The following is a 21,258-nucleotide window of genomic DNA, read 5'->3' on the forward strand; positions in this document are numbered from 1 at the left end:
CAAATTTAACCTGAGGACGATTTTCCTCAGAACGGCTTCACCACGGCGAGGATGACGATCACGACCATCAGCACCGTCGGCGCCTCGTTCATGAACCGCCAATAACGCGCCGAGCGGCGATTTTCATCCCGCTCGAACGCTCTGACGGCGCGGCTGAAGAACATATGAACGCCGGTCAGCAACACGACGAGACCGATCTTGGCATGCAGCCAGCCGCCGTGGAATCCATAGACCGACCAGGCGAGATAGAGGCCGAAAATCCACGTCATCATCATTGCCGGCGTCATGATGATTCGAAGCAGCCGACGCTCCATCAGCTTGAAGGTTTCCGATTGCACCGAGCCGGGCTCCGCATCGGTGTGATAGATGAACAGCCGCGGCATATAGAACAGTCCGGCCATCCAGGAAATGACCGCGATGATGTGCAGCGCCTTGATCCAGAGGTAGAGATTATCGGGGTTCCACGCAAAAAGCCCGACCGCCATCAGCGCGAAGAAGGCCAGCGCAAAATGAGCCCGGCGCCTGGCGTAGGCGCCAGACCTCCGATCGGTCTGTTTTTCCATCGTCACGCCCCACCTCGCACGCGCCCGCCTCGCACCTGATCGACCAGCAGCCGCACATGCTCGGGGTCAGCCTGCGGCGTAATGCCGTGACCGAGATTGAAGATCAGCGGTCCATTGCCGAGATGCTGCAATATATCGTCGACGCCCTCTTCCAGCGCCCGGCCGCCGGCAACGACGCGCATCGGATCGAGATTGCCCTGAACCGGTCCGTCTTTCTGAAGTTCGGCGGCAAACGCCAGCGGGACCGACCAGTCGAGGCCGATCGCATCAGCACCCGTCTTCTGACGATAGGTTTTCAGCTGGTAGCCGGCGCCCTTGGCAAAAGCGATGATGCGAGCATGCGGCCGGCGCGACTTGACCGAAGCAATCATCCGCGCAACCGGCCTGATCGCAAACGCCTCGAACTCCTTTTCGCCGAGAACGCCAGCCCAGGAATCGAAAATCTGCACGGCATCGGCGCCGGCATCGATCTGGGCGACGAGATAATCGGCCGATACGTCGGCAAGCAGCATCAGCAGATGCTCGAACGCGCGGGGGTGCCCGTAGGCGAAGAGGCGCGCAGGGGCCTGATCCGGCGTGCCGTGCCCGGCAATCATGTAGGTCGCAACCGTCCAGGGCGCGCCGCAGAAGCCGAGCAGCGTCGTCTCGACTGGCAACTCCTCCCGCAGCCGCCGCACCGTCTCCAGAACCGGTCTGAGATAATCGACAACCTCTTCGCCATTCAATCTGCCGATCCCGGCTTCATCGATCGGATCCATCTCCGGGCCATGGCCCTCGGTGAACCGGACATTCCGTTTCATTGCATCGGGAATGACCAGGATATCGGAAAACAGTATGGCCGCATCAAAGCCATAGCGGCGGATCGGCTGCAATGTCACTTCGACGGCGTGCTCAGGCGTGTAGCAGAGATCGAGAAAACTCCCTGCCTTTGCCCGAGTCTCCCGATATTCCGGGAGATAACGTCCTGCCTGTCTCATCAGCCAGAGAGGAGGAGGGGAGAGGCTCTCGCCACTCAAAACCCTCATGATCTTTCGGCGCGTATCGCTCAAGCGCTTCTTCCCTATAAAAAATCAAAGATATTTTAAAAGGTTTCTATTTCTTAGAGTCGGTGACTATCAAGGATTAAAATCCATCCACTGCCGTCGCCATTTGTCGCGCGCCTGCAAAACAACATCGGAAAGATTTGTCCTTCTCGACCGAATCTCGGGGAGAAGCCAAATCTAAAAATGATTTCAAATCCTTCCGGGTCGGCAATTTTTCCTATAGCTGTGGATAGGCTGTGGACCGGCTTTCGAGAAATAGATCTCTTCCCCATCGTCCACAGGGCCAATCAAAACCGACCCGCAAAATCCGAAATGTGGATAAGGAGGCATGTTTTCCCTTGCCGGAGACTGCCTCGCCGCCGTAGCTCTGTTTCATCCAGTCTTTTCAACAGGCAGCGGAAAATAGCGTGGAGAACAGAACGAACTTCTTCCATCTGCATCTGATTTCTGACTCAACGGGAGAGACTCTGATCTCGGCCGGGCGCGCCGCGTCGGCGCAATTCAGATCAGCGCAGCCGATCGAACATGTCTATCCGTTGATCCGCAATCGCAAGCAGCTGCTGCCGGTTCTGCAGGCGATCGATGACGCCCCTGGCATCGTGCTCTACACCATTGTCGACCGGGAGCTTGCAAGCCTGATCGATGAGCGTTGCATCGAGATGGGCGTCGCCTCGGTGAATGTGCTGGAGCCGGTGATGAATGCCTTCCAGATCTATCTCGGCGCTCCGTCGCGCCGTCGGGTTGGGGCCCAGCATGTGATGAATGCCGGCTACTTCGCGCGCATCGAAGCGCTGAATTTCACCATGGATCACGACGACGGCCAGATGCCCGACGATTACAACGACGCCGATGTCGTGATCATCGGCATCAGCCGCACGTCGAAAACACCGACCAGCATTTACCTCGCCAACCGAGGCATCAAGACGGCGAACATTCCGATCGTCTATGGTGTGCCATTGCCGGAGAGCCTCTTCGTCGCGAGCAAACCGCTGATCGTCTGCCTGATCGCCACCACCGACCGTATTTCCCAGGTGCGGGAAAATCGTGTGCTCGGCGTGACACAGGGCTTCGATCGCGAACATTATACCGACCGTGCCGCGATTTCGGAGGAGTTGAAATATGCCCGCTCGCTTTGCGCCCGCCATAACTGGCCGCTGATCGACGTCACCCGCCGCTCAATCGAGGAAACGGCCGCGGCAATCGTTGCCCTGCGGCCGAAGCTGCGCTAAGCGCTGACGGAAAGCCGGCACGCCGAGGAACCCATGACGCCGAAACTCATCCTTGCATCGTCGAGTCCCTTTCGCCGGATGCTGATGGAAAATGCCGGTCTGGCCTTCGAGGCACATGCCGCAAGGATCGATGAACGGGCCGTCGAAGCGCCGCTGGAAAAAGCCGGCGCTAAGCCTGACGCCGTGGCCCTCGTCCTGGCCAGGGCCAAGGCCGAGGAAGTCAGCAGCCGTTTTCGCGATACCCTGGTCATCGGCTCGGATCAAACGATGTCGCTCGGCGACAGCGTCTTCCATAAGCCGAAGGACCTGGCCGACGCGGCCAGTCATCTTCAAGCCCTTTCGGGCGTAAGCCACCGGTTGAACAGCGCCGTCGCCATCGTCAGCGATGGCGTGGTCTTGTGGGAACATCTCGCCCATGCCGAGCTAACGATGCGGCCGCTGACGGCGGAATTCATCGCCAGACATCTGGCCCGGGTTGGCGAACGCGCGCTTTCCAGTGTCGGCGCCTATCAATTGGAGGGGGAGGGCATCCAGCTCTTCGAGAAAATCGAGGGTGATTATTTCACCATTCTCGGCCTGCCGATGCTGCCGCTCCTAAAAAAACTGCGAGAACTGGGAGCGATCGATGGGTGATTCACGTGAAACATTCGGGCCGGAAGCATTTGTCACGGGCTTTCCCATCAAGCATTCGCGCTCGCCATTGATCCACGGATATTGGCTGAAGACGCTCGGCCTGCCAGGCAGTTATCGCGCTCATGAAGTGGCACCCGGGGCCTTTCCCGATTTCATTCACTCGTTGAAGGATGGCAGTTCCGGCTTTACCGGAGGCAATGTCACCATTCCCCACAAGGAATTGGCGTTCCGGCTCGCCGACAAGCCGGATGCGCTATCGCAAGAACTCGGTGCCTCGAATACGCTCTGGCTGGAGGATGGCGCCCTGCATGCGACGAATACCGACGGTCGCGGCTTCATCGCCAATCTCGACGAACGCCATCCGGGCTGGGACCGCCATGACACGGCCGTCGTCTTCGGTGCCGGCGGCGCCAGCCGGGCGATCATCCAGGCGGTCCGTGATCGCGGTTTTAAGGAGATCCAGGTCGTCAATCGCACCGTCGAACGCGCGCGCGAACTCGCGGATCGTTTTGGCCCGCGTGTTCGGGCCCATCCGGCCGGTGCGCTTGCCGAAGTGATGAAAGGCGCCGGCCTCTTCATCAATACCACCTCGCTCGGCATGGACGGCGAGGCGGCGCCGCAACTCGATTTCTCGCCTCTTGCAGCCGATGCCGTCGTCACCGATATCGTTTATGTGCCGTTGAAGACGCCGATCCTGGCACAGGCGGAAGAGCAAGGATTTCCAATCGTCGATGGTCTCGGCATGCTCTTGCACCAGGCCGTGCCCGGATTCGAGAAATGGTTCGGCCAGCGTCCCATCGTCGACGCGGCGCTACGCGCGCTCATCATCGCGGATATGGAAGCGCACTGATGCTGAAGATTGGTCTCACCGGCTCCATCGGAATGGGAAAATCGACGGCGGCAAAGCTCTTTGCCGATGCAGGAATCCCGGCGAATGATTCGGATGCCGTGGTCCATGATCTCTATGCCGGCGAGGCTGCACCCCTGGTGAATGCTGCCTTCCCCGGCACGATGAAGGATGGAGCAGTCGACCGGCATGAACTCGGCCGCCAGCTCGCTCTTGATCCCGCCGGCTTCAAACGCCTGGAAGCGATCGTCCACCCGCTGGTTCGCAAACGCGAGACGGAATTTCTGGAGCGGCAACGCGCCGCCGGCGCCGACATGGTATTGCTCGATATTCCATTACTTTTCGAAACCGGCGCCGAGGTAAGAGTGGATGTAATCGTCGTCGTCAGCACTGATCCACAGATTCAGCGCCAAAGGGTGCTTGCGCGCGAAGACATGACCGAGGAAAAATTCGAGATGATTCTCTCCCGCCAGACGCCGGACGCCGAAAAACGGCGGCGGGCCGATTATCTGGTCGATACCAGTCACAGTATCGCGACGACGAGGGAACGAGTGCTTGAAATCGTCGCCGACCTGAAAACGCGGATTGCCAAGGGAGATTTCCGGAATGCGTGAGATCATCTTCGATACGGAAACAACCGGCCTCGACAACCGCGCCGACCGCATCATCGAAATCGGCGGCATCGAACTCTTCAATCATTTCCCCACAGGCAATACGATCCATATCTTCATCAATCCTGGAGATCAGAAAGTTCATCCGGATGCGCTCGCCGTGCACGGCATCACCGATGAATTCCTGAAGGACAAGCAGCCTTTCGCCGACGTGGCCGAACAAATCCTCACCTTCTTCGGCGATGCGAAGTGGATCGCCCACAACGCCACCTTCGATATGGGCTTCATCAACGCGGAACTCGCGCGGATCGGTTTGCCGCCGATCCTGCCGGAACGGGTGCTCGATACCCTGTCGATGGCGCGGCGCAAACATCCGATGGGGCCAAATTCGCTGGATGCGCTTTGCCGGCGCTACGGCATTGATAATTCGCACCGCACCAAACACGGCGCGCTGCTCGACTCCGAACTGCTTGCCGAAGTTTATATCGAGATGATCGGCGGCAGACAGGCAGCCCTCGGCCTCGGCATGGTCGGCAAATCCAACCGGGCAGATCGCGGTGACATGGCGATGGAAGACGATGTGGTAATTGCCGCCGTGCTCGAGCGGCCCCGGCCGCTCGCCCTGCGCCTCAGCCAAACCGAGGAGCAGGCGCATGAGGCGCTCGTCGCCAAGCTCGGTGAAAAAAGCATCTGGGCGAAATACGCCAACCTCGATTAAGCCGGCCCTCAATTGAAAATGCCCGGGACCAGCCCGGGCATCCGCATTTCAGCCAGGAAGGATCCGGTCAGTTCGGAACGGCCTGAACCTTGGCGCGGGCCTGTTCTTCGGCAACGCGCTGAGCGAACATCTGCGTGAAGTCGATCGGGTCGATCATCAGCGGCGGGAAACCGCCGTTGCGGGTGACGTCGGCGATGATCTGACGAGCGAAGGGGAAGAGCATCCGCGGGCACTCGATGAAGAGAACCGGCAGCATGTGTTCCTGCGGGAAACCGGCAACGCGGAAAACGCCGCCATAGGTGAGTTCGGCATGGAAAACCGTCTTGTCGCCGTCCTTGGCTTCGGCATTCAGCGACAGCACGACATCGAAATCCGTATCGGAAAGCGGGTTGGCGTTGACGTTCACATTGATGTTGATCGTAGGCGCCTTGTCGCGGGCCTGCAGCGAACGCGGCGCACCCGGATTTTCGAAGGACAGATCCTTGGTATATTGCGCAAGGATCGAAAGGGTGGGGCTGGCCGCACCGTTGCTGTTGTTATCGTCTGCCATTGGCTTTTCCTCGAGGGGCATGGGAATGGTGCCGCCATCTAACATTTCAGGGAAGGGCTTACAACCCTGGGCGATTGGCGCGGTTGATCAGCCGCAGTGCCTCAGTCGCCGATATGCTTGCCGGACCACGGCGAGTTGCGATCCGGCTCCCTATGATAGTCCTCCTCGTCGAGATCGACCACCTTGGAGTTCGGCTTGCGGTCGCGGAAATCGGGCTGCGGGCCAGAGGAAGAGCCGCCCTTGGCATTAACGACGACGAAGCGTTTGGCGATCGCCCGCCAGACGAGATCGCGCACCGGCGGAATGAGAATGAGGATCGCGATGACATCTGTGAGGAAGCCGGGAATGATCAGGAGCAGCGAGGCAATGACGTTCATCGCCGGCCGCAGCAGCTCGCGGCCCGGCATCACCCCATTTCGTCCTTCGCTCGACATTTGGCGCAAAATGCCAATGCCCTGCCGGCGCAGCAGAACCACGCCGAGAGCGAAACCCAGCATGACGAGCGCGAGCGTCAGCCACAATCCGATCGCCCGGCCGACGACGACGAAACCGGCAATTTCGGCGAGCGGCAACAGCAGAATGAAAGCTGGCAGGATCGAAAAACGCATGTCGGTCATGTCCCGGGCTCACCGGTCTCCTCTTGGCGCCGGCGAAGATGCCAGCCATCATTTGAATCATCTGTATAGGCAGACTATATGGGAGTACAAATCAGAGATGTTAACGGCGGCTGCGATACGATATGAGTTCGAACGACTTCATCACATTGTTTTTCCTGGTGGCGGCTGTGCTGATTTTCTTTCAGCTCCGCTCCGTGCTCGGACGCCGCACAGGAAATGAGAAGCCGCCGCGCGATCTCTATACGCCGCGGGATGCGGCTCCGGCCGAAGCCGCCGATGCCGGCAAGGTCGTGACGCTGCCGCGTCGCGATGCGACGACGGAGGATGAGGATCGCTTCGCTGCCATCGATGCTATCGCCGCACCCGGAACGCCGCTCAACGAATCGCTACGCGCGCTGAACAAGGCTGATCCCGCCTTCAGCCCGAAGGAGTTTCTGAACGGCGCCCGCATGGCTTACGAGATGATCGTCATGGCCTATGCCGATGGCGACCGGAAAACGCTGAAGAACTTGCTGTCGCGCGAAGTCTATGACGGCTTCGATGCGGCGATTGGCGAGCGCGATGCCCGGGGCGAGAAGGTGAAGTCCACCTTCGTCGGCATCGATAAGGCCGAAATCACCCATGCGGAGACGAAGGGCAGCGAAGCGCAGATCACCGTGCGCATCGTCAGCCAGCTGATATCGGCCACCTACGACAAGACGGATGTGCTGATTGAAGGCGACGCCGAAAACGTCGCCGAGGTCAACGACCTCTGGACTTTTGCCCGCGACACCCGCTCGCGCGATCCGAACTGGAAACTCGTGGCGACCGAATCGGAACATGAGTGACCACGCATTGGACTTCGTCCTGCAGGCCATAAGCTTCGACACTCTGGAAGGCTGGAAGGATGACGATCCCTCCGGCCTTTTTAAAGTCATGCGAAGCTGCCGACGGCAGATCACCGATGTCAAACCATACCGCACCGGATCGCTGGGCCTGAGTTCGGAAGACCTGCTTCCGCTTCTCGCTGCCGCCGAAGATTTCACGCCGTCATCTCCGGCGTCGGCGCGAAGTTTTTTCGAGACGCATTGTCGGCCCTTTCTGATCCGCCGCAAGGACGGCAATTCCGGCTTCGTCACCGCTTTCTACGAACCCGATATCGACGTGTCGGACCGGCCGGACGAAATTTTCCGTTTTCCTTTCTATCGGCGTCCGGACGATCTGATCGATCTCGACGATGCCAATCGCCCCGCCGAGCTCGACAAGGCCTACGCTTTCGGCCGTCTGCATGAGGGCCACGTCACTGCTTATCCGGACCGCCGCGCCATCGATCAGGGGTTTCTCGAAGGCCGTGGCCTCGAAATCGCCTGGGCGAAGTCGAAGGTCGATGTCTTCTTCGTGCATGTGCAAGGTGCCGCCCGCTTGCGTTATGAGGATGGTCGTATCGGCCGCATCACCTATGCGGCGAAAGCCGGCCATCCCTTCTCGGCGATCGGCAAGCTGCTGATCGAGCGCGGCGAGATCGATCGGGCGGAGATTTCGATGCAGGCGATCCGTGCCTGGCTGGCGCGCAATCCCGAGCGCGTCGACGAAGTGTTATGGCATAACCACTCTTATGTTTTCTTCCGTGATGCGCCGGTGGCCGATCCGCAGGCAGGTCCGATCGCGGCCGCCAAGGTGCCGCTTCTCGCCGGGCGCGCGCTTGCTGTCGACCGAATGATCCATACCTTCGGCTTTCCCTTTTTCATTCGCGCCGAAAGCCTCACCCATCTCGACCAAGGCCGGCCGTTCCGCCGGCTGATGCTGGCGCTCGATACCGGCTCGGCGATCGTCGGGCCGGCGCGGGGTGATATCTTCACCGGCTCGGGGGACATGGCCGGGGAACGTGCCGGCACCGTCCGCAACGACGCCGATTTCGCCATTCTCATTCCCAATGCCGCCGCCGGAAGATTCGACTGATGGCCAGGGATCGCAAGCTGAGCGCGGATGAGAGGATCCTCTGGGGAAAGGTCGCCCGCAGCACGCGGCCGATGCCCGGCAAGGCGGGGGCGTTGACCGAACTCGATGCCTTTCTTGCCGAAGCCGAAGCGGCGGCCGAACGGGAACAGGAAAAGCAGACGCCCGCCACGCCAACACCGCTGCAGCCGCCAGCACCGTCGACGGCCAAGCCATCGGCCCGGGTACATCATCCGCTGGAAAAACCGGTCAAGCGTAAAATCGCCAAGGGCCGGCTGGCGCTCGAAGCGCGGATCGACCTGCACGGGCTGGTGCAGAGTGAGGCCCATGCCATCCTTCTCGATTTCCTGATCCGCGCCCATGAGCGCGGCATGCGACATGTGCTGGTCATTACGGGCAAGGGCAGCTCAATGGGCAGCGAGGGCGCGCTGAAGCGGGCCGTGCCTCTCTGGTTTTCCAAGCCGGAATTCCGCTACCTGATCTCCTCCTATGAGCCGGCCGCACAGCATCATGGCGGTGAGGGAGCGCTCTACATTCGCCTGTCGCGGCGGCATGGGGAAAGACCATGACACCCTTCGGAGAGGCGGTTCGCAGGCTGAGAGCGCGCAAGGGCGTCTCGCAGAAGGAGATGGCGGAAGCCCTGAATGTCTCTCCTGCCTATCTCTCGGCGCTCGAACATGGAAAGCGTGGGCTGCCGACGTTCGATCTGCTGCAGCGCATCGCCGGTTATTTCAACATCATCTGGGATGAGGCCGAGGAACTATTCCTGCTCGCCCGTTCTTCGGACCCGCGCGTCGTGATCGACACCTCCGGCCTGCCCCCCGAATATACCGAATTTGCCAACCGGTTGGCGCGCCGAATCCGCAGCCTTGACAGCGCCGAGATAGGCCGGCTATCGGCTCTTCTCGAAAATAGCGGCAAAGGCGACGGAAAAGCGTCATAATCCCCTGTTTTATGCCTTGTTTTGGGGGGTTGCCATTGGGAAGTGGGTTCAAAAAACCTATATACGAGAGTGAAGAAAGCCGGTGATTCGCAAGGCGCGCCGCAGCTTTACGACAACAGGGAAAATCTCGACAGAATGAGCGATACATCCGCGACGGAAAACGGCGTAAGCACCGAATATGGCGCAGATTCCATCAAGGTTCTGAAGGGCCTCGATGCCGTGCGCAAACGCCCCGGCATGTATATCGGCGATACCGACGACGGCTCCGGCCTTCATCACATGGTTTATGAAGTCGTCGACAACGCGATCGACGAAGCGCTTGCCGGTCATGCCGACATCGTCACCGTCACCCTCAATCCGGATGGCTCGGTGACCGTCACCGACAATGGACGCGGCATCCCGACGGACATTCACACCGGCGAAGGCGTGTCGGCGGCCGAAGTCATCATGACGCAGCTTCATGCCGGCGGTAAGTTCGATCAGAATTCCTACAAGGTTTCGGGCGGCCTGCACGGCGTCGGCGTCTCCGTCGTCAACGCGCTGTCCGTCTGGCTGAAGCTGAAGATCCGCCGTCACGACAAGATCCATGAAATGAGCTTCACCCATGGCGTGGCCGATGCTCCGCTGAAGGTCACGGGCGACGCGCCGAATGAGACCGGTACGGAAGTGAGCTTCATGCCGAGCACCGACACCTTCACCATGACCGAGTTCGACTACGGCACGCTGGAGCATCGCCTTCGCGAACTCGCCTTCCTGAATTCAGGCGTCCGCATCCTGCTGACCGACAAGCGCCACTCCGATATCAAGCAGGAAGAACTGCGTTATGACGGTGGCCTCGAGGCTTTCGTCGCTTATCTGGACCGCGCCAAGAAGTCGCTCGTCGACAAGCCGGTTGCCATCCACGGCGAAAAGGACGGCATCACCGTCGAAGTCGCGATGTGGTGGAACGACAGCTATCATGAGAATGTGCTCTGCTTCACCAACAACATTCCCCAGCGCGACGGCGGCACGCATATGGCCGGCTTCCGCGCGGCGCTGACGCGCCAGGTCGTTTCCTATGCCGACAGTTCCGGCATCACCAAAAGGGAAAAGGTAACGCTGCAGGGCGAAGATTGCCGCGAAGGCCTGACGGCGGTTCTGTCGGTCAAGGTGCCGGATCCGAAATTCTCCTCGCAGACCAAGGATAAGCTCGTTTCCTCGGAAGTCCGTCCTGTTGTCGAAAGTCTCGTTAACGAGGCGCTGAACACCTGGTTCGAAGAACATCCGAGCGAAGCCAAGATTCTCGTCGGCAAGGTCGTCGAGGCCGCCGCAGCACGTGAAGCGGCCCGCAAGGCCCGCGAGTTGACCCGCCGCAAGGGCGCACTCGATATCGCTTCGCTGCCGGGCAAGCTCGCCGACTGCTCCGAGCGTGATCCGACAAAATCCGAAGTCTTCCTCGTCGAGGGCGATTCTGCCGGCGGCTCGGCCAAGCAGGGCCGCTCGCGCGAGAACCAGGCGATCCTGCCGCTGCGCGGCAAGATCCTGAACGTCGAACGCGCCCGTTTCGACAAGATGCTGTCGAGTCAGGAAATCGGCACATTGATCACCGCGCTCGGCACCGGGATCGGCAAGGACGAGTTCAACGTCGAAAAGCTGCGCTACCATAAGATCATCATCATGACGGACGCCGATGTCGACGGCGCCCATATTCGCACCCTGCTGCTCACCTTCTTCTTCCGCCAGATGCCGCAACTGATCGAGCGCGGTCATCTCTATATCGCCCAGCCGCCGCTCTATAAGGTCTCGCGCGGCAAGTCGGTGCAGTATCTGAAGGATGAGAAGGCGCTCGAAGAATATCTCATCAGCCAGGGTCTGGAAGATGCGTCGCTGAGGCTCGGTAGCGGTGAAGTTCGCGCCGGCCAGGATCTGCGCGAGGTCATCCTCGATGCCCTGCGCATGCGAGCGCTTCTCGACAATCTCCATTCGCGCTATAATCGTTCCGCCGTCGAACAAGCGGCGATTGCCGGAGCACTCAATGCCGAGCTCGCCAGCGACCCGGCGAGAGCGTTGGCGCTGGCAAACGAAGTGGCAGGGCGCCTCGACATCATTGCCGAGGAAACCGAGCGCGGCTGGCAGGGCGATGTGACGACCGATGGCGGTCTGCGCCTTGAGCGCATGGTCCGCGGCGTCAGGGAGATCGTCGTGCTCGACATGGCGCTGATCGGTTCCTCGGATGCTCGTCACATCGACCAGCTGACGGCACGCCTCAAGGAGATCTATCAGACGCCGCCGTCGCTGCATCGCCGCGAGGGCGACGTCGAAATCTCTGGCCCCCGCGCCCTGCTCGACGCGATCTTCGCAAGCGGCCGCAAGGGCCTCACCATGCAGCGCTATAAGGGCCTTGGCGAGATGAATGCCGAGCAGCTCTGGGAAACGACGCTCGATCCGAACGTGCGCTCGCTGCTGCAGGTCAGGGTCAACGACGCCACCGACGCCGATGGTCTCTTCGCCCGCCTGATGGGGGACGAAGTCGAGCCGCGGCGCGAATTCATCCAGGACAATGCGCTAAGCGTCGCAAACCTTGATATCTAATTGATTTTTCGAACGAAAGCCCAGCCGTCTCTGGACGGCGGGGCTTTCGTTCGCCTGGCTACGGCTCAATTCGCAACGAAGCGCCCGTTGAAGGCGACCTCTGAGAGCGGCTTGCGCTGGCTGGGGAATTCGCGCGCCTGATTGCGTTCGGAAAGAACGCTCTTGTCGGCCAGACGACCGACCGCAACGCCAGCTTCGACGCGGTAACCCTCCGGAATATTGAAAGCCTGCCTGATCTCCTCATGCTTGATGCCGCCCATGCCATGGGCATAAAAACCGGAAAGGCGCGCCTGCAGCGCCAAGTACCCCCAGGCCGCGCCGGCATCGAAGGAGTGGGTGTAGCTCGGCTTTTCCTCAGCTGAGCCGGCGGCCCCGGTGAAGGCGCGCGACACGACGAAGATCAGCGCCGATGCGTTTTTTGCCCATTCCTGATTGGCGTCGACGAGCAACGCGACGAATTTCTCCCAATGCTCCGAGCCCTTGAGGGCATAGACGAAGCGCCAGGGCTGCTGGTTGGAAGAGGACGGCGCCCAATGGGCGGCGTCGAGCAGACTGAGCAACTGTGCTTCCTCGATGATTTCGCCGGTGAAGGCGCGCGGCGACCAGCGATCGAGAAACATCGGATCGATCGGATAGTCGGATTCGCGGTTATTGCTCTTCGTCATGCTTGTTCCAGGGTTCGGGGCAAAAAGTTTGGATTGGCGATGGGCTTAGTCCGTCCAGACGATGTCGAGTTCTTCGCGGAAGGCGAAGCGCTTCAGATGATCGTCGATGACATCCTGCATCCTTTCCCGTTGCGAGGGATCGGCGACGGAAAGTGTCATGGTCAGCGCCGCCTCGTCGGCCGCAAAGGTCACCTCGGCGGTATCGCTGAACGGCACCCAGCCCTTCAGAGGATCGAATTCGACGCTGAACTTGTGGCTCCAGTGTTTGCAGAGCTGCTGCAGGTAGCGGCTTGCATGTTCGGTCCGCACGACGGCCTTCGAGAGATGCATTTCGAACTCCACGTCATTTTGTATAGCAGAGACATATTTCCTGCTTCACCGGCTTGGCAAGCGCAGCATCGTTGCAGTTGGGGTGTACAGACTGTCTTCAAAAACGCGGCCTCACGCCGGCGTCGAAGCAGGGTAATGAACCATTTAGTCGATCGATCGGGGAGTTGCGCATGCTGGTGAACGGAAAGTGGACGGAAGACTGGCAGCCCGTTCAGGCAAAGGACGAAAAGGGCGGCTTCGTCCGCCAGACGTCGAGTTTCCGCAATTGGGTGACCCCGGATGGCAGCGCCGGGCCGACCGGCGAAACCGGCTTTGCAGCCAAGGCCGGCCGTTACCATCTCTACGTCGCCTATATCTGCCCCTGGGCCTCGCGCACCCTGATCGGCCGCAAGCTCAAGGGCCTGGAAGACGTCATCTCCGTCTCGGTCGTCGAACCGCTGCTGAGCAAGCAGGGCTGGCGCTTTGGTGATTATCCCGGCGCGACGGAGGATCACGTCAACGGCGCAACCTATATGCATGAAATCTATACCAGGGCGGCGCCGGATTTCACCGGTCGGGCCACCGTGCCGGTTCTCTGGGACAAGCAGAGAAAGACCATCGTCAACAATGAATCCGCCGATATTCTGCGTATGCTGAACAGCGGCTTCGGCGGTCTGGCAAAAAATCCGATCGATCTTTACCCGGCGGAGAGACGTACCGAGATCGATGCTTTCAACGATCGCATCTATCCTGATCTGAACAACGGCGTCTACCGTGCCGGTTTCGCCACTACGCAGATCGCCTACGAAGAAGCCTTTGCCGATGTGTTTTCCTGCCTCGACTGGGTCGAGCAGCAGTTCGAGGGCCGGTCTTTTCTTTTCGCTCACCATCCCACCGAGAGCGATATCCGGCTTTTTGTAACGTTGGTCCGCTTCGACGTCGCCTATCACGGCATCTTCAAATGCAATATGCGCCGGCTTTCCGATTATGCCAACCTGCGCGCCTTCTGCCGTCGCATGCTGGATTGGCCGGGCATCGGTGAAACGGTGAACCTCGATCATATCAAGCGCGGCTACTATTCGATCGAAAGCCTCAACCCGACGAAGATCATTCCTGTCGGCCCTGATCTGGCGGAAATTTTTAGAGTGTAATGCCGACAGGTACGGGCGATTTTCGGCAGAAAATCATCCGAATCGCCGAAAAGCCGTACTGCTTCGCGGTAAAGCCGTAATGACACCGATGAATAATTCGTTCATAGGTGGCGGCAGATCCGTTTTCGATGAGGAGGAATTCCATGAAGCTGATGCGTGTTGGCGAAGCGGGCAGTGAAAAACCCGCACTTCTCGATGCCGATGGCAAGATCCGTGATCTCTCCGGTCATGTCGCCGATATCGGCGGTGAAGCGATCACACCGGCAGGCCTTGCAAAGATAGCGGCGATCGATCCGAAGAGCCTTCCGGAAATCGCACCCGGCCGCATTGGTGCCTGCGTCGCGGGCACTGGCAAATTCATCTGCATCGGCTTGAATTATTCGGATCATGCTGCCGAAACCGGCGCGACCGTGCCGCCCGAGCCGATCATCTTCATGAAAGCAACATCCGCAATCGTCGGGCCGAACGACAATGTCGTCATTCCCCGCGGTTCGGAAAAGACCGATTGGGAAGTCGAACTCGGCGTCGTCATCGGCAAAACTGCCAAATATGTGACGGAAGCCGAAGCGCTGGATTATGTCGCCGGTTATTGCGTCTCCAACGACGTTTCCGAGCGCGCCTTCCAGACCGAGCGGTCCGGTCAATGGACCAAGGGCAAATCCTGCGACACCTTTGGCCCGATCGGCCCCTGGCTCGTAACCAAGGATGAAATTCCGCAACCGCAGAACCTCGGCATGTGGCTGACGGTCAACGGCCAGAAGATGCAGAACGGCTCATCGAAGACGATGGTTTACGGGGTTGCCTTCCTCGTCTCCTACCTCAGCCAGTTCATGTCGCTGCATCCCGGCGACGTGATCTCGACCGGTACGCCTCCGGGCGTCGGCATGGGCCTCAAGCCGCCGCGCTATCTCAAGAACGGCGACGTGGTCGAACTCGAAATCGAAGGTCTCGGCACGCAGAAACAGACTTTTGTAGCGGATCGTTAACGACGCTTCCTGTTGAGAAACTTAAGTTTTCAGGTCGATTGTGATGCCGGAGATCAATTCTCCGGCATTTCTTGTGTATGTCTGGTTCGCCAATGTTGCTGTGCAACAAAAACCTGTTAGGCTGCGCGACGTGCCCGCGTTACGAAAAGGTCCGATGCCTCTCAATCGGTGTCATCTTTTCGATAGAGAAAGGTGGCGCCTTCCATGTTTTATCAGCTTTATGAATTGAACCATGCCGCCATGGCGCCGTTTCGCGCCGCGGCCGATATCATGCGATTTGCCTATGCCAATCCGCTGAACCCCTTCTCCCACACGCCATTCGGCCGGACGATGGCGGCAAGCCTCGAAATGTTCGAACGGACGACGCGCCGCTACGGCAAACCGGAATTCGGTCTGAAGCAGACGACGATCGGTGAAAAGACGGTTTCCGTCCGCGAAGAAGTCGTCTGGTCGCGACCCTTCTGCAATCTCCTGCATTTCGCCCGCAGTGTTCCAGCTGCCCGCGGCAATGATCCGCGCATTCTGATCGTCGCGCCGATGTCCGGCCACTATGCCACGCTGCTGCGCGGCACGGTCGAGGCGCTGCTGCCGAGCGCCGATATCTACATCACCGACTGGATCGACGCCCGCATGGTGCCGATGACGGAAGGCACGTTCGATTTCGATGATTACGTCGACTACGTCATCGAGATGCTGCATTTCCTCGGTCACGACACGCATGTCATCGCCGTCTGTCAGCCTTCCGTTCCGGTGCTGGCAGCTGCTGCGGTGATGGAGGAAGCCAGAGATCCGCTTTCGCCGGCGTCGATGACGCTGATGGGCGGCCCGATCGACACGCGCATCAACCCGACAGCGGTCAACAAGCTCGCCCAGGAACGGTCGCTGCAGTGGTTCTCCGACAACGTCATCATGAACGTGCCCTGGCCGCAGCCGGGGTTCATGCGCCCGGTCTATCCAGGGTTTCTGCAGCTTTCGGGCTTCATGTCGATGAACCTTGATCGCCACCTCGTCGCGCACAAGGAATTCTTCATGCATCTCGTGAAGAACGACGGCGAGCCGGAAAGACATCGCGATTTCTACGACGAATATCTCGCCGTCATGGATCTGACCGCCGAATTCTATCTGCAGACGGTGGAGGAGGTCTTCATCAAGCATTCGCTGCCGAAGGGCGAACTGATGCATCGCGGCAAACGCGTCGATCCGGCGGCAATTCGCAATGTGGCGCTGCTGACCGTCGAAGGTGAGAATGACGATATCTCAGGGGTCGGCCAGACAATGGCGGCGCAGACCATCTGCGTGAACATTCCCGAAGACATGCGCATGCATTATCTTCAGCCGGATGTCGGCCATTATGGTGTTTTCAACGGCTCGCGCTTCCGCCGCGAGATCGCGCCGCGCATCATCGATTTCGTCCGCCAGCATTCCCGTTCTGCCGTCAAGCCTCCGCTCCCGCGTGTCATCAAGGGCGGCCGGGCGGGCTGAATCAGGGATAGCTGAATTAGCAAAACGGATTCAAGGTGTTGTCCGATTTCGCGGGCAATCGTCTTGAAGGCGGTTATTGCGGTAACCACATCGATTTCAGCGTTCGGTATTCTGCCGGGCGCGGAAAGCGAGGGATACCCGCACGATGAACCAGTCAGCATTGCTTCGACCGGATTGGACTCCGGCTACCATTGCCCTGATGATTCTCGGCTTCATGGTTTTCTGGCCTCTGGGTCTTGCCATGCTTGCCTACATCATCTTCGGCGACCGTCTGCGCGGCTTCAAGCGTGACGTCAACCAGGCGACCGATGGCTTCTTTGCCTCCTGCCGCCGCCCGCATGGCCGTCACCGCCCGCATTTTTCGACCGGCAACGTCGCCTTTGACGACTGGCGCAAGGCCGAACTCGACCGGATCGAGGAAGAGCGCCGCAAGCTTGACGAAATGCGCGAGGAATTCGACTCCTATCTGCGCGAACTCCGCCGCGCCAAGGATCAGGAAGAGTTCGACCGCTTCATGCGCGACCGCAGGAACGCCAAGCGCGATGACAACGGCCCGGTCGCTGAATATCAGACGCCGTAAACGCCTGAACGATGAATTGATGACCGGCATCTCGCGATGCCGGTTTTTCCATGACTGCCCTTTCGCGATCATTTAGATTTGCCGGCGAATCGTATAGAAAACACACATGTTCTCGCTTCTGAAAACAAGGTCGAAGGCGCGAAAGCCGGCTCCCCCCGAAATGCGGACGCTCGACGTCGCCGGCCGGCTCATGCCGCTGACGATCAAGCAGCATGACCGGGCGACACGCATCACGCTGCGCATCGAACCGGGTGGCCGCGCCTTGAAGATGACGGTGCCGAAAGGCCTTGCGGCGCGTGAGGTCAATGCCTTCCTCGATCGTCATCAGGGGTGGCTGCTCACCAAGCTTGCCAGGTTTTCGACCGATGCCGGCCTGCGTGACGGCGGCGAGATCCTCCTTCGCGGCGTTTCCCATCGCATCCAGCATAGCGGCAGCTTGCGCGGGCTGACGGAGGCGGTTTCCATGGACGGCAGGCCGGTGCTGCGCGTCAGCGGCATGCCGGAACATGTCGGACGGCGCATTGCGGCCTTTCTCAAGAAAGAGGCGCGTGCCGACCTCGCAAGATTGGCGACGATGCATGCCGCAACGATCCGGGCGCCGATCCGCTCGATCTCGATGAAGGATACCCGCAGCCGCTGGGGCTCGTGTTCGTCGGAAGGAAATCTGAGCTTTTCCTGGCGTATCGTCATGGCGCCGCCTTCGGTGATCGATTATCTCGCTGCCCATGAGGTCGCCCACCTCAAGGAAATGAACCACGGTCCGCGCTTCTGGGCGCTCTGTGGCAAACTTTGCCCGGGCATGGACGAGGCGAAATCCTGGCTCAAGCGGCATGGCAGCCAGTTGCATGCCATTGATTTCGACTAGCGCATAACCCCGAAAATCGGAATCGATCTTTCGGAAAGGATTATGCGCAGATTTAAAGTGCCAGAGCGTCCTTAGCGCGTCCGTTGGACGCGCGGCGCTCCAGCCGAGAGCCGCGCTAAATTCAATGTCCGTCGCAAATTGGCTCGACTCTTTCCGCATTTCGTGTCACTTCGCTGCCATGAGACCGGATATCAAGATCTGTGGCTTGAAGACGCCTGAGGCTGTCGATCGCGCGCTGAAGCGCGGCGCGACCCATATCGGTTTTATCTTCTTCGAAAAGAGCCCACGCTACATCGAGCCGGACCTGGCGGCAAAACTGGCCGAACCGGCGCGTGGCAAGGCCAAAATCGTCGCCGTCGTCGTCGATCCGACCAATGACGAACTCGATGAGATCGTATCGTTGTTGAAGCCGGATATGCTCCAGCTTCACGGCAATGAGAGCCCCGAACATGTGCTGACGATAAAGGCGCTCTATGGTCTGCCCGTGATGAAGGCCTTTTCGGTACGCACGGCAGACGACCTGAAGCGCGTCGAGGCCTATATCGGCATCGCCGACCGTTTCCTCTTCGACGCCAAAGCGCCGAAGGGTTCGGAACTGCCCGGCGGTAACGGTATTTCCTTCGATTGGAGCCTTCTCGGCTGGCTTGACGGCAGCGTCGACTACATGCTTTCCGGCGGACTGAACAAGGACAATGTCGCGGAAGCGCTTTTCATCACCAAGGCACCGGGTATCGACGTCTCCTCGGGAGTCGAAACTGCGCCTGGCGTGAAGAGCGTCGCGAAGATCGATGAATTTTTTGACGCGGTCGAAAAGGCGAATGCGCCTGTCATGGCCTCAGGGAGTTGAGAGTGAACGAGACGCCTAAACCCAATTCCTTCCGTTCCGGCCCCGATGAAGATGGCCGTTTCGGCATTTATGGCGGTCGTTTCGTTGCCGAAACGCTGATGCCGCTGATCCTCGACCTGCAGGACGAATGGAACAGGGCGAAGATCGATCCGAAATTCCAGGCCGAATTGAAGCATCTCGGCACGCATTATATCGGCCGCCCGAGCCCGCTCTATTTCGCCGAGCGGCTGACGGCCGAACTCGGTGGCGCCAAGATCTATTTCAAGCGCGAAGAGCTGAACCACACCGGCTCGCACAAGATCAACAACTGCATCGGCCAGATCCTGCTCGCCAAGCGCATGGGCAAGACCCGCATCATCGCCGAAACCGGTGCCGGCCAGCACGGCGTCGCCTCCGCGACCGTGGCCGCCCGCTTTGGCCTTCCCTGCGTCGTCTACATGGGCGCCACCGACGTCGAGCGTCAGGCGCCGAACGTTTTCCGCATGAAGCTGCTCGGCGCGGAAGTCAAACCGGTCACGGCAGGCAGCGGCACGCTGAAGGACGCCATGAACGAGGCGCTTCGCGACTGGGTCACCAATGTCGAGGATACCTATTACCTGATCGGAACGGCAGCCGGTCCGCATCCCTATCCGGAAATGGTCCGCGATTTCCAGTCGGTGATCGGCATCGAAGCGAAGGAGCAGATGCTGGCGGCCGAAGGCCGTCTTCCGGATCTCGTCATCGCTGCCGTTGGCGGCGGCTCGAACGCCATCGGCATTTTCCATCCTTTCCTGGATGATCCCTCTGTCAAGATGGTCGGCGTCGAAGCCGGCGGCAAGGGTCTACAGGGCGACGAACATTGCGCCTCGATCACCGCCGGTTCGCCGGGCGTGCTGCACGGCAACCGCACCTACCTGCTGCAGGACGGCGACGGTCAGATCAAGGAAGGCCATTCGATTTCCGCCGGTCTTGATTATCCCGGCATCGGCCCCGAACATTCCTGGCTGAACGATACCGGCCGCGTCGACTATGTGCCGATCATGGATCACGAAGCGCTCGAGGCTTTCCAGATGCTGACCCGCCTCGAAGGCATCATCCCGGCGCTCGAGCCATCGCATGCGATTGCCGAGGTGATCAAACGCGCACCGACGATGGGCAAGGACGAGATCATCCTGATGAACCTCTCCGGCCGCGGCGACAAGGATATCTTCACCGTCGGCAAGATTCTGGGAATGGGACTGTAAGACATGACCGCACGCATGGACAAACGCTTTGCCGAGCTGAAGGCCGAGGGCCGTCCGGCGCTTGTGACCTATTTCATGGGCGGCGATCCTGACTACGACACCTCGCTCGGCATCATGAAGGCGCTGCCGGAAGCGGGCTCCGACATCGTCGAACTCGGCATGCCCTTTTCCGACCCGATGGCCGACGGCCCAGCGATCCAGCTCGCCGGCCAGCGGGCGCTCAAAGGCGGCCAGACGCTGAAGAAGACGCTGCAGCTGGCAGCCGATTTCCGCAAGACCAACGATGCGACGCCGATCGTGATGATGGGTTACTACAACCCGATCTATATTTACGGCGTCGAGAAATTTCTCGACGACGCGCTCGTCGCCGGTATCGACGGCCTGATCGTCGTCGATCTGCCGCCGGAGATGGATGACGAACTCTGCATTCCGGCGATCCGCAAAGGCATCAATTTCATCCGGCTGGCGACGCCGACGACGGATGAGAAGCGCCTGCCGAAGGTACTGAAGAACACCTCCGGCTTCGTCTACTACGTCTCGATGAACGGCATCACTGGTTCGGCGTTGCCCGATCCGTCGCTGGTGTCGGGCGCGGTCCAGCGCATCAAGCAGCATACCAAGCTGCCCGTCTGCGTCGGCTTCGGCGTCAAGACGGCGGAACATGCAAAGGTCATCGGCGGTTCGGCCGACGGCGTCGTCGTCGGCACCGCGATCGTCAATCAGGTCGCGACCAGCTTGACGCATGACGGAAAGGCAACGGCGGACACCGTTCAGGCGGTTGCCGCGCTGGTGCGCGGCCTTTCCACGGGAACACGTTCGGCGCGCCTTGTTGCTGCCGAATAGTTTGCCCACATTGGCAATAAAGCATGTCGTGCAAAAGCGTGCAGCGG

At 59.9% G+C, this 21,258-nt stretch carries 24 protein-coding genes; 18 read left to right on the forward strand and 6 right to left on the reverse strand.

Annotation, left to right across the window (positions count from 1 at the left end):
- Positions 1 to 26: 26 nt before the first annotated feature.
- Positions 27 to 563, reverse strand: a complete 537-nt coding sequence (gene hemJ, locus N1937_RS21970) for a protoporphyrinogen oxidase HemJ (protein WP_260056967.1) — start codon at positions 561 to 563, stop codon at positions 27 to 29.
- Between the two features lie 2 nt (positions 564 to 565).
- Positions 566 to 1,612 (reverse strand): uroporphyrinogen decarboxylase, encoded by a 1,047-nt coding sequence (hemE, locus tag N1937_RS21975; protein WP_260056968.1) that lies wholly within the window; start codon positions 1,610 to 1,612, stop codon positions 566 to 568.
- A gap of 401 nt (positions 1,613 to 2,013) precedes the next feature.
- Between hemE and N1937_RS21980 the strand changes: the two genes are divergently transcribed.
- The 5 genes from N1937_RS21980 to dnaQ are packed head-to-tail and all read left to right on the forward strand — an operon-like array spanning position 2,014 to position 5,644.
- Positions 2,014 to 2,835, forward strand: coding sequence for a pyruvate, water dikinase regulatory protein (locus tag N1937_RS21980; protein WP_011649834.1), 822 nt, complete (start codon positions 2,014 to 2,016; stop codon positions 2,833 to 2,835).
- A gap of 33 nt (positions 2,836 to 2,868) precedes the next feature.
- Positions 2,869 to 3,468, forward strand: a complete 600-nt coding sequence (locus N1937_RS21985; protein ID WP_170277851.1) for a Maf-like protein — start codon at positions 2,869 to 2,871, stop codon at positions 3,466 to 3,468.
- Positions 3,461 to 4,318, forward strand: coding sequence for a shikimate dehydrogenase (locus N1937_RS21990; RefSeq protein ID WP_162114953.1), 858 nt, complete (start codon positions 3,461 to 3,463; stop codon positions 4,316 to 4,318). The genes N1937_RS21985 and N1937_RS21990 overlap by 8 nt, the downstream gene beginning before the upstream one ends.
- Positions 4,318 to 4,929, forward strand: a complete 612-nt coding sequence (gene coaE, locus N1937_RS21995; RefSeq protein WP_260056969.1) for a dephospho-CoA kinase — start codon at positions 4,318 to 4,320, stop codon at positions 4,927 to 4,929. Before N1937_RS21990 ends, coaE begins: the two co-directional genes overlap by 1 nt.
- Positions 4,922 to 5,644, forward strand: a complete 723-nt coding sequence (gene dnaQ, locus N1937_RS22000; protein ID WP_260056970.1) for a DNA polymerase III subunit epsilon — start codon at positions 4,922 to 4,924, stop codon at positions 5,642 to 5,644. Before coaE ends, dnaQ begins: the two co-directional genes overlap by 8 nt.
- A gap of 67 nt (positions 5,645 to 5,711) precedes the next feature.
- Here dnaQ and secB read toward each other — a convergent pair whose 3' ends face one another.
- Both secB and N1937_RS22010 read right to left on the reverse strand, forming a co-directional pair.
- Positions 5,712 to 6,194, reverse strand: coding sequence for a protein-export chaperone SecB (gene secB, locus N1937_RS22005; RefSeq protein ID WP_049732659.1), 483 nt, complete (start codon positions 6,192 to 6,194; stop codon positions 5,712 to 5,714).
- 101 nt (positions 6,195 to 6,295) lie between these two features.
- A complete protein-coding gene (locus N1937_RS22010) occupies positions 6,296 to 6,802 on the reverse strand; it encodes an FxsA family protein (protein WP_311202849.1) in 507 nt (168 codons plus the stop codon).
- Positions 6,803 to 6,933: 131 nt separating this feature from the next.
- On the opposite strand from N1937_RS22010, the gene N1937_RS22015 reads away from it, so the two are divergent.
- The 5 genes from N1937_RS22015 (at position 6,934) to gyrB (ending at position 12,260) form a co-directional block, all read left to right on the forward strand.
- Complete coding sequence (locus N1937_RS22015; protein WP_017966003.1) at positions 6,934 to 7,638, forward strand: Tim44/TimA family putative adaptor protein; 705 nt, start codon at positions 6,934 to 6,936, stop codon at positions 7,636 to 7,638.
- The gene (gene mltA / locus N1937_RS22020; RefSeq protein ID WP_260056971.1) at positions 7,631 to 8,749 is read left to right on the forward strand and encodes a murein transglycosylase A; all 1,119 of its coding nucleotides are present in this window, start codon (positions 7,631 to 7,633) and stop codon (positions 8,747 to 8,749) included. The genes N1937_RS22015 and mltA overlap by 8 nt, the downstream gene beginning before the upstream one ends.
- Positions 8,749 to 9,315: a Smr/MutS family protein gene (locus N1937_RS22025; RefSeq protein WP_017966001.1), complete on the forward strand. Its 567-nt coding sequence runs from the start codon at positions 8,749 to 8,751 to the stop codon at positions 9,313 to 9,315. The genes mltA and N1937_RS22025 overlap by 1 nt, the downstream gene beginning before the upstream one ends.
- Entirely contained in the window at positions 9,312 to 9,689 is a 378-nt protein-coding gene (locus N1937_RS22030; protein ID WP_017966000.1) for a helix-turn-helix domain-containing protein, read from the forward strand. Before N1937_RS22025 ends, N1937_RS22030 begins: the two co-directional genes overlap by 4 nt.
- A 135-nt stretch (positions 9,690 to 9,824) precedes the next feature.
- Positions 9,825 to 12,260, forward strand: coding sequence for a DNA topoisomerase (ATP-hydrolyzing) subunit B (gene gyrB / locus N1937_RS22035; RefSeq protein ID WP_260056972.1), 2,436 nt, complete (start codon positions 9,825 to 9,827; stop codon positions 12,258 to 12,260).
- A gap of 65 nt (positions 12,261 to 12,325) precedes the next feature.
- On the opposite strand, the gene N1937_RS22040 is transcribed toward gyrB, so the two are convergent.
- Both N1937_RS22040 and N1937_RS22045 read right to left on the reverse strand, forming a co-directional pair.
- Positions 12,326 to 12,925 carry a nitroreductase family protein gene (locus N1937_RS22040; protein WP_017965998.1) on the reverse strand — a complete coding sequence of 200 codons (600 nt, stop codon included), beginning with the start codon at positions 12,923 to 12,925 and terminating at the stop codon, positions 12,326 to 12,328.
- A gap of 45 nt (positions 12,926 to 12,970) precedes the next feature.
- Positions 12,971 to 13,255 carry a DUF2218 domain-containing protein gene (locus tag N1937_RS22045; protein WP_260056973.1) on the reverse strand — a complete coding sequence of 95 codons (285 nt, stop codon included), beginning with the start codon at positions 13,253 to 13,255 and terminating at the stop codon, positions 12,971 to 12,973.
- Positions 13,256 to 13,425: 170 nt separating this feature from the next.
- Here N1937_RS22045 and N1937_RS22050 point away from each other — a divergent pair, with 170 nt between their 5' ends.
- From N1937_RS22050 to trpA, 8 genes are all read left to right on the forward strand, one after another.
- A complete protein-coding gene (locus N1937_RS22050; protein ID WP_260056974.1) occupies positions 13,426 to 14,385 on the forward strand; it encodes a glutathione S-transferase family protein in 960 nt (319 codons plus the stop codon).
- Between the two features lie 143 nt (positions 14,386 to 14,528).
- Entirely contained in the window at positions 14,529 to 15,371 is an 843-nt protein-coding gene (locus tag N1937_RS22055) for a fumarylacetoacetate hydrolase family protein (protein ID WP_170258030.1), read from the forward strand.
- 204 nt (positions 15,372 to 15,575) lie between these two features.
- The gene (locus tag N1937_RS22060; protein WP_017965994.1) at positions 15,576 to 16,853 is read left to right on the forward strand and encodes a polyhydroxyalkanoate depolymerase; all 1,278 of its coding nucleotides are present in this window, start codon (positions 15,576 to 15,578) and stop codon (positions 16,851 to 16,853) included.
- A gap of 145 nt (positions 16,854 to 16,998) precedes the next feature.
- Positions 16,999 to 17,433 carry a DUF2852 domain-containing protein gene (locus tag N1937_RS22065; RefSeq protein WP_017965993.1) on the forward strand — a complete coding sequence of 145 codons (435 nt, stop codon included), beginning with the start codon at positions 16,999 to 17,001 and terminating at the stop codon, positions 17,431 to 17,433.
- Positions 17,434 to 17,539: 106 nt separating this feature from the next.
- Positions 17,540 to 18,298 carry a M48 family metallopeptidase gene (locus N1937_RS22070; RefSeq protein ID WP_170260855.1) on the forward strand — a complete coding sequence of 253 codons (759 nt, stop codon included), beginning with the start codon at positions 17,540 to 17,542 and terminating at the stop codon, positions 18,296 to 18,298.
- Positions 18,299 to 18,476: 178 nt separating this feature from the next.
- On the forward strand, positions 18,477 to 19,145 hold the full coding sequence (locus tag N1937_RS22075; protein WP_017965991.1) for a phosphoribosylanthranilate isomerase: 669 nt from the start codon (positions 18,477 to 18,479) through the stop codon (positions 19,143 to 19,145).
- A 2-nt stretch (positions 19,146 to 19,147) separates the two neighbouring features.
- Positions 19,148 to 20,368, forward strand: a complete 1,221-nt coding sequence (trpB, locus tag N1937_RS22080; RefSeq protein WP_260056975.1) for a tryptophan synthase subunit beta — start codon at positions 19,148 to 19,150, stop codon at positions 20,366 to 20,368.
- 3 nt (positions 20,369 to 20,371) lie between these two features.
- Positions 20,372 to 21,211 carry a tryptophan synthase subunit alpha gene (trpA, locus tag N1937_RS22085; protein WP_260056976.1) on the forward strand — a complete coding sequence of 280 codons (840 nt, stop codon included), beginning with the start codon at positions 20,372 to 20,374 and terminating at the stop codon, positions 21,209 to 21,211.
- The last annotated feature ends 47 nt before the right edge of the window (positions 21,212 to 21,258 follow it).

It is taken from the genome of Rhizobium sp. WSM4643, from assembly GCF_025152745.1.
Classification (GTDB): domain Bacteria; phylum Pseudomonadota; class Alphaproteobacteria; order Rhizobiales; family Rhizobiaceae; genus Rhizobium; species Rhizobium leguminosarum_I.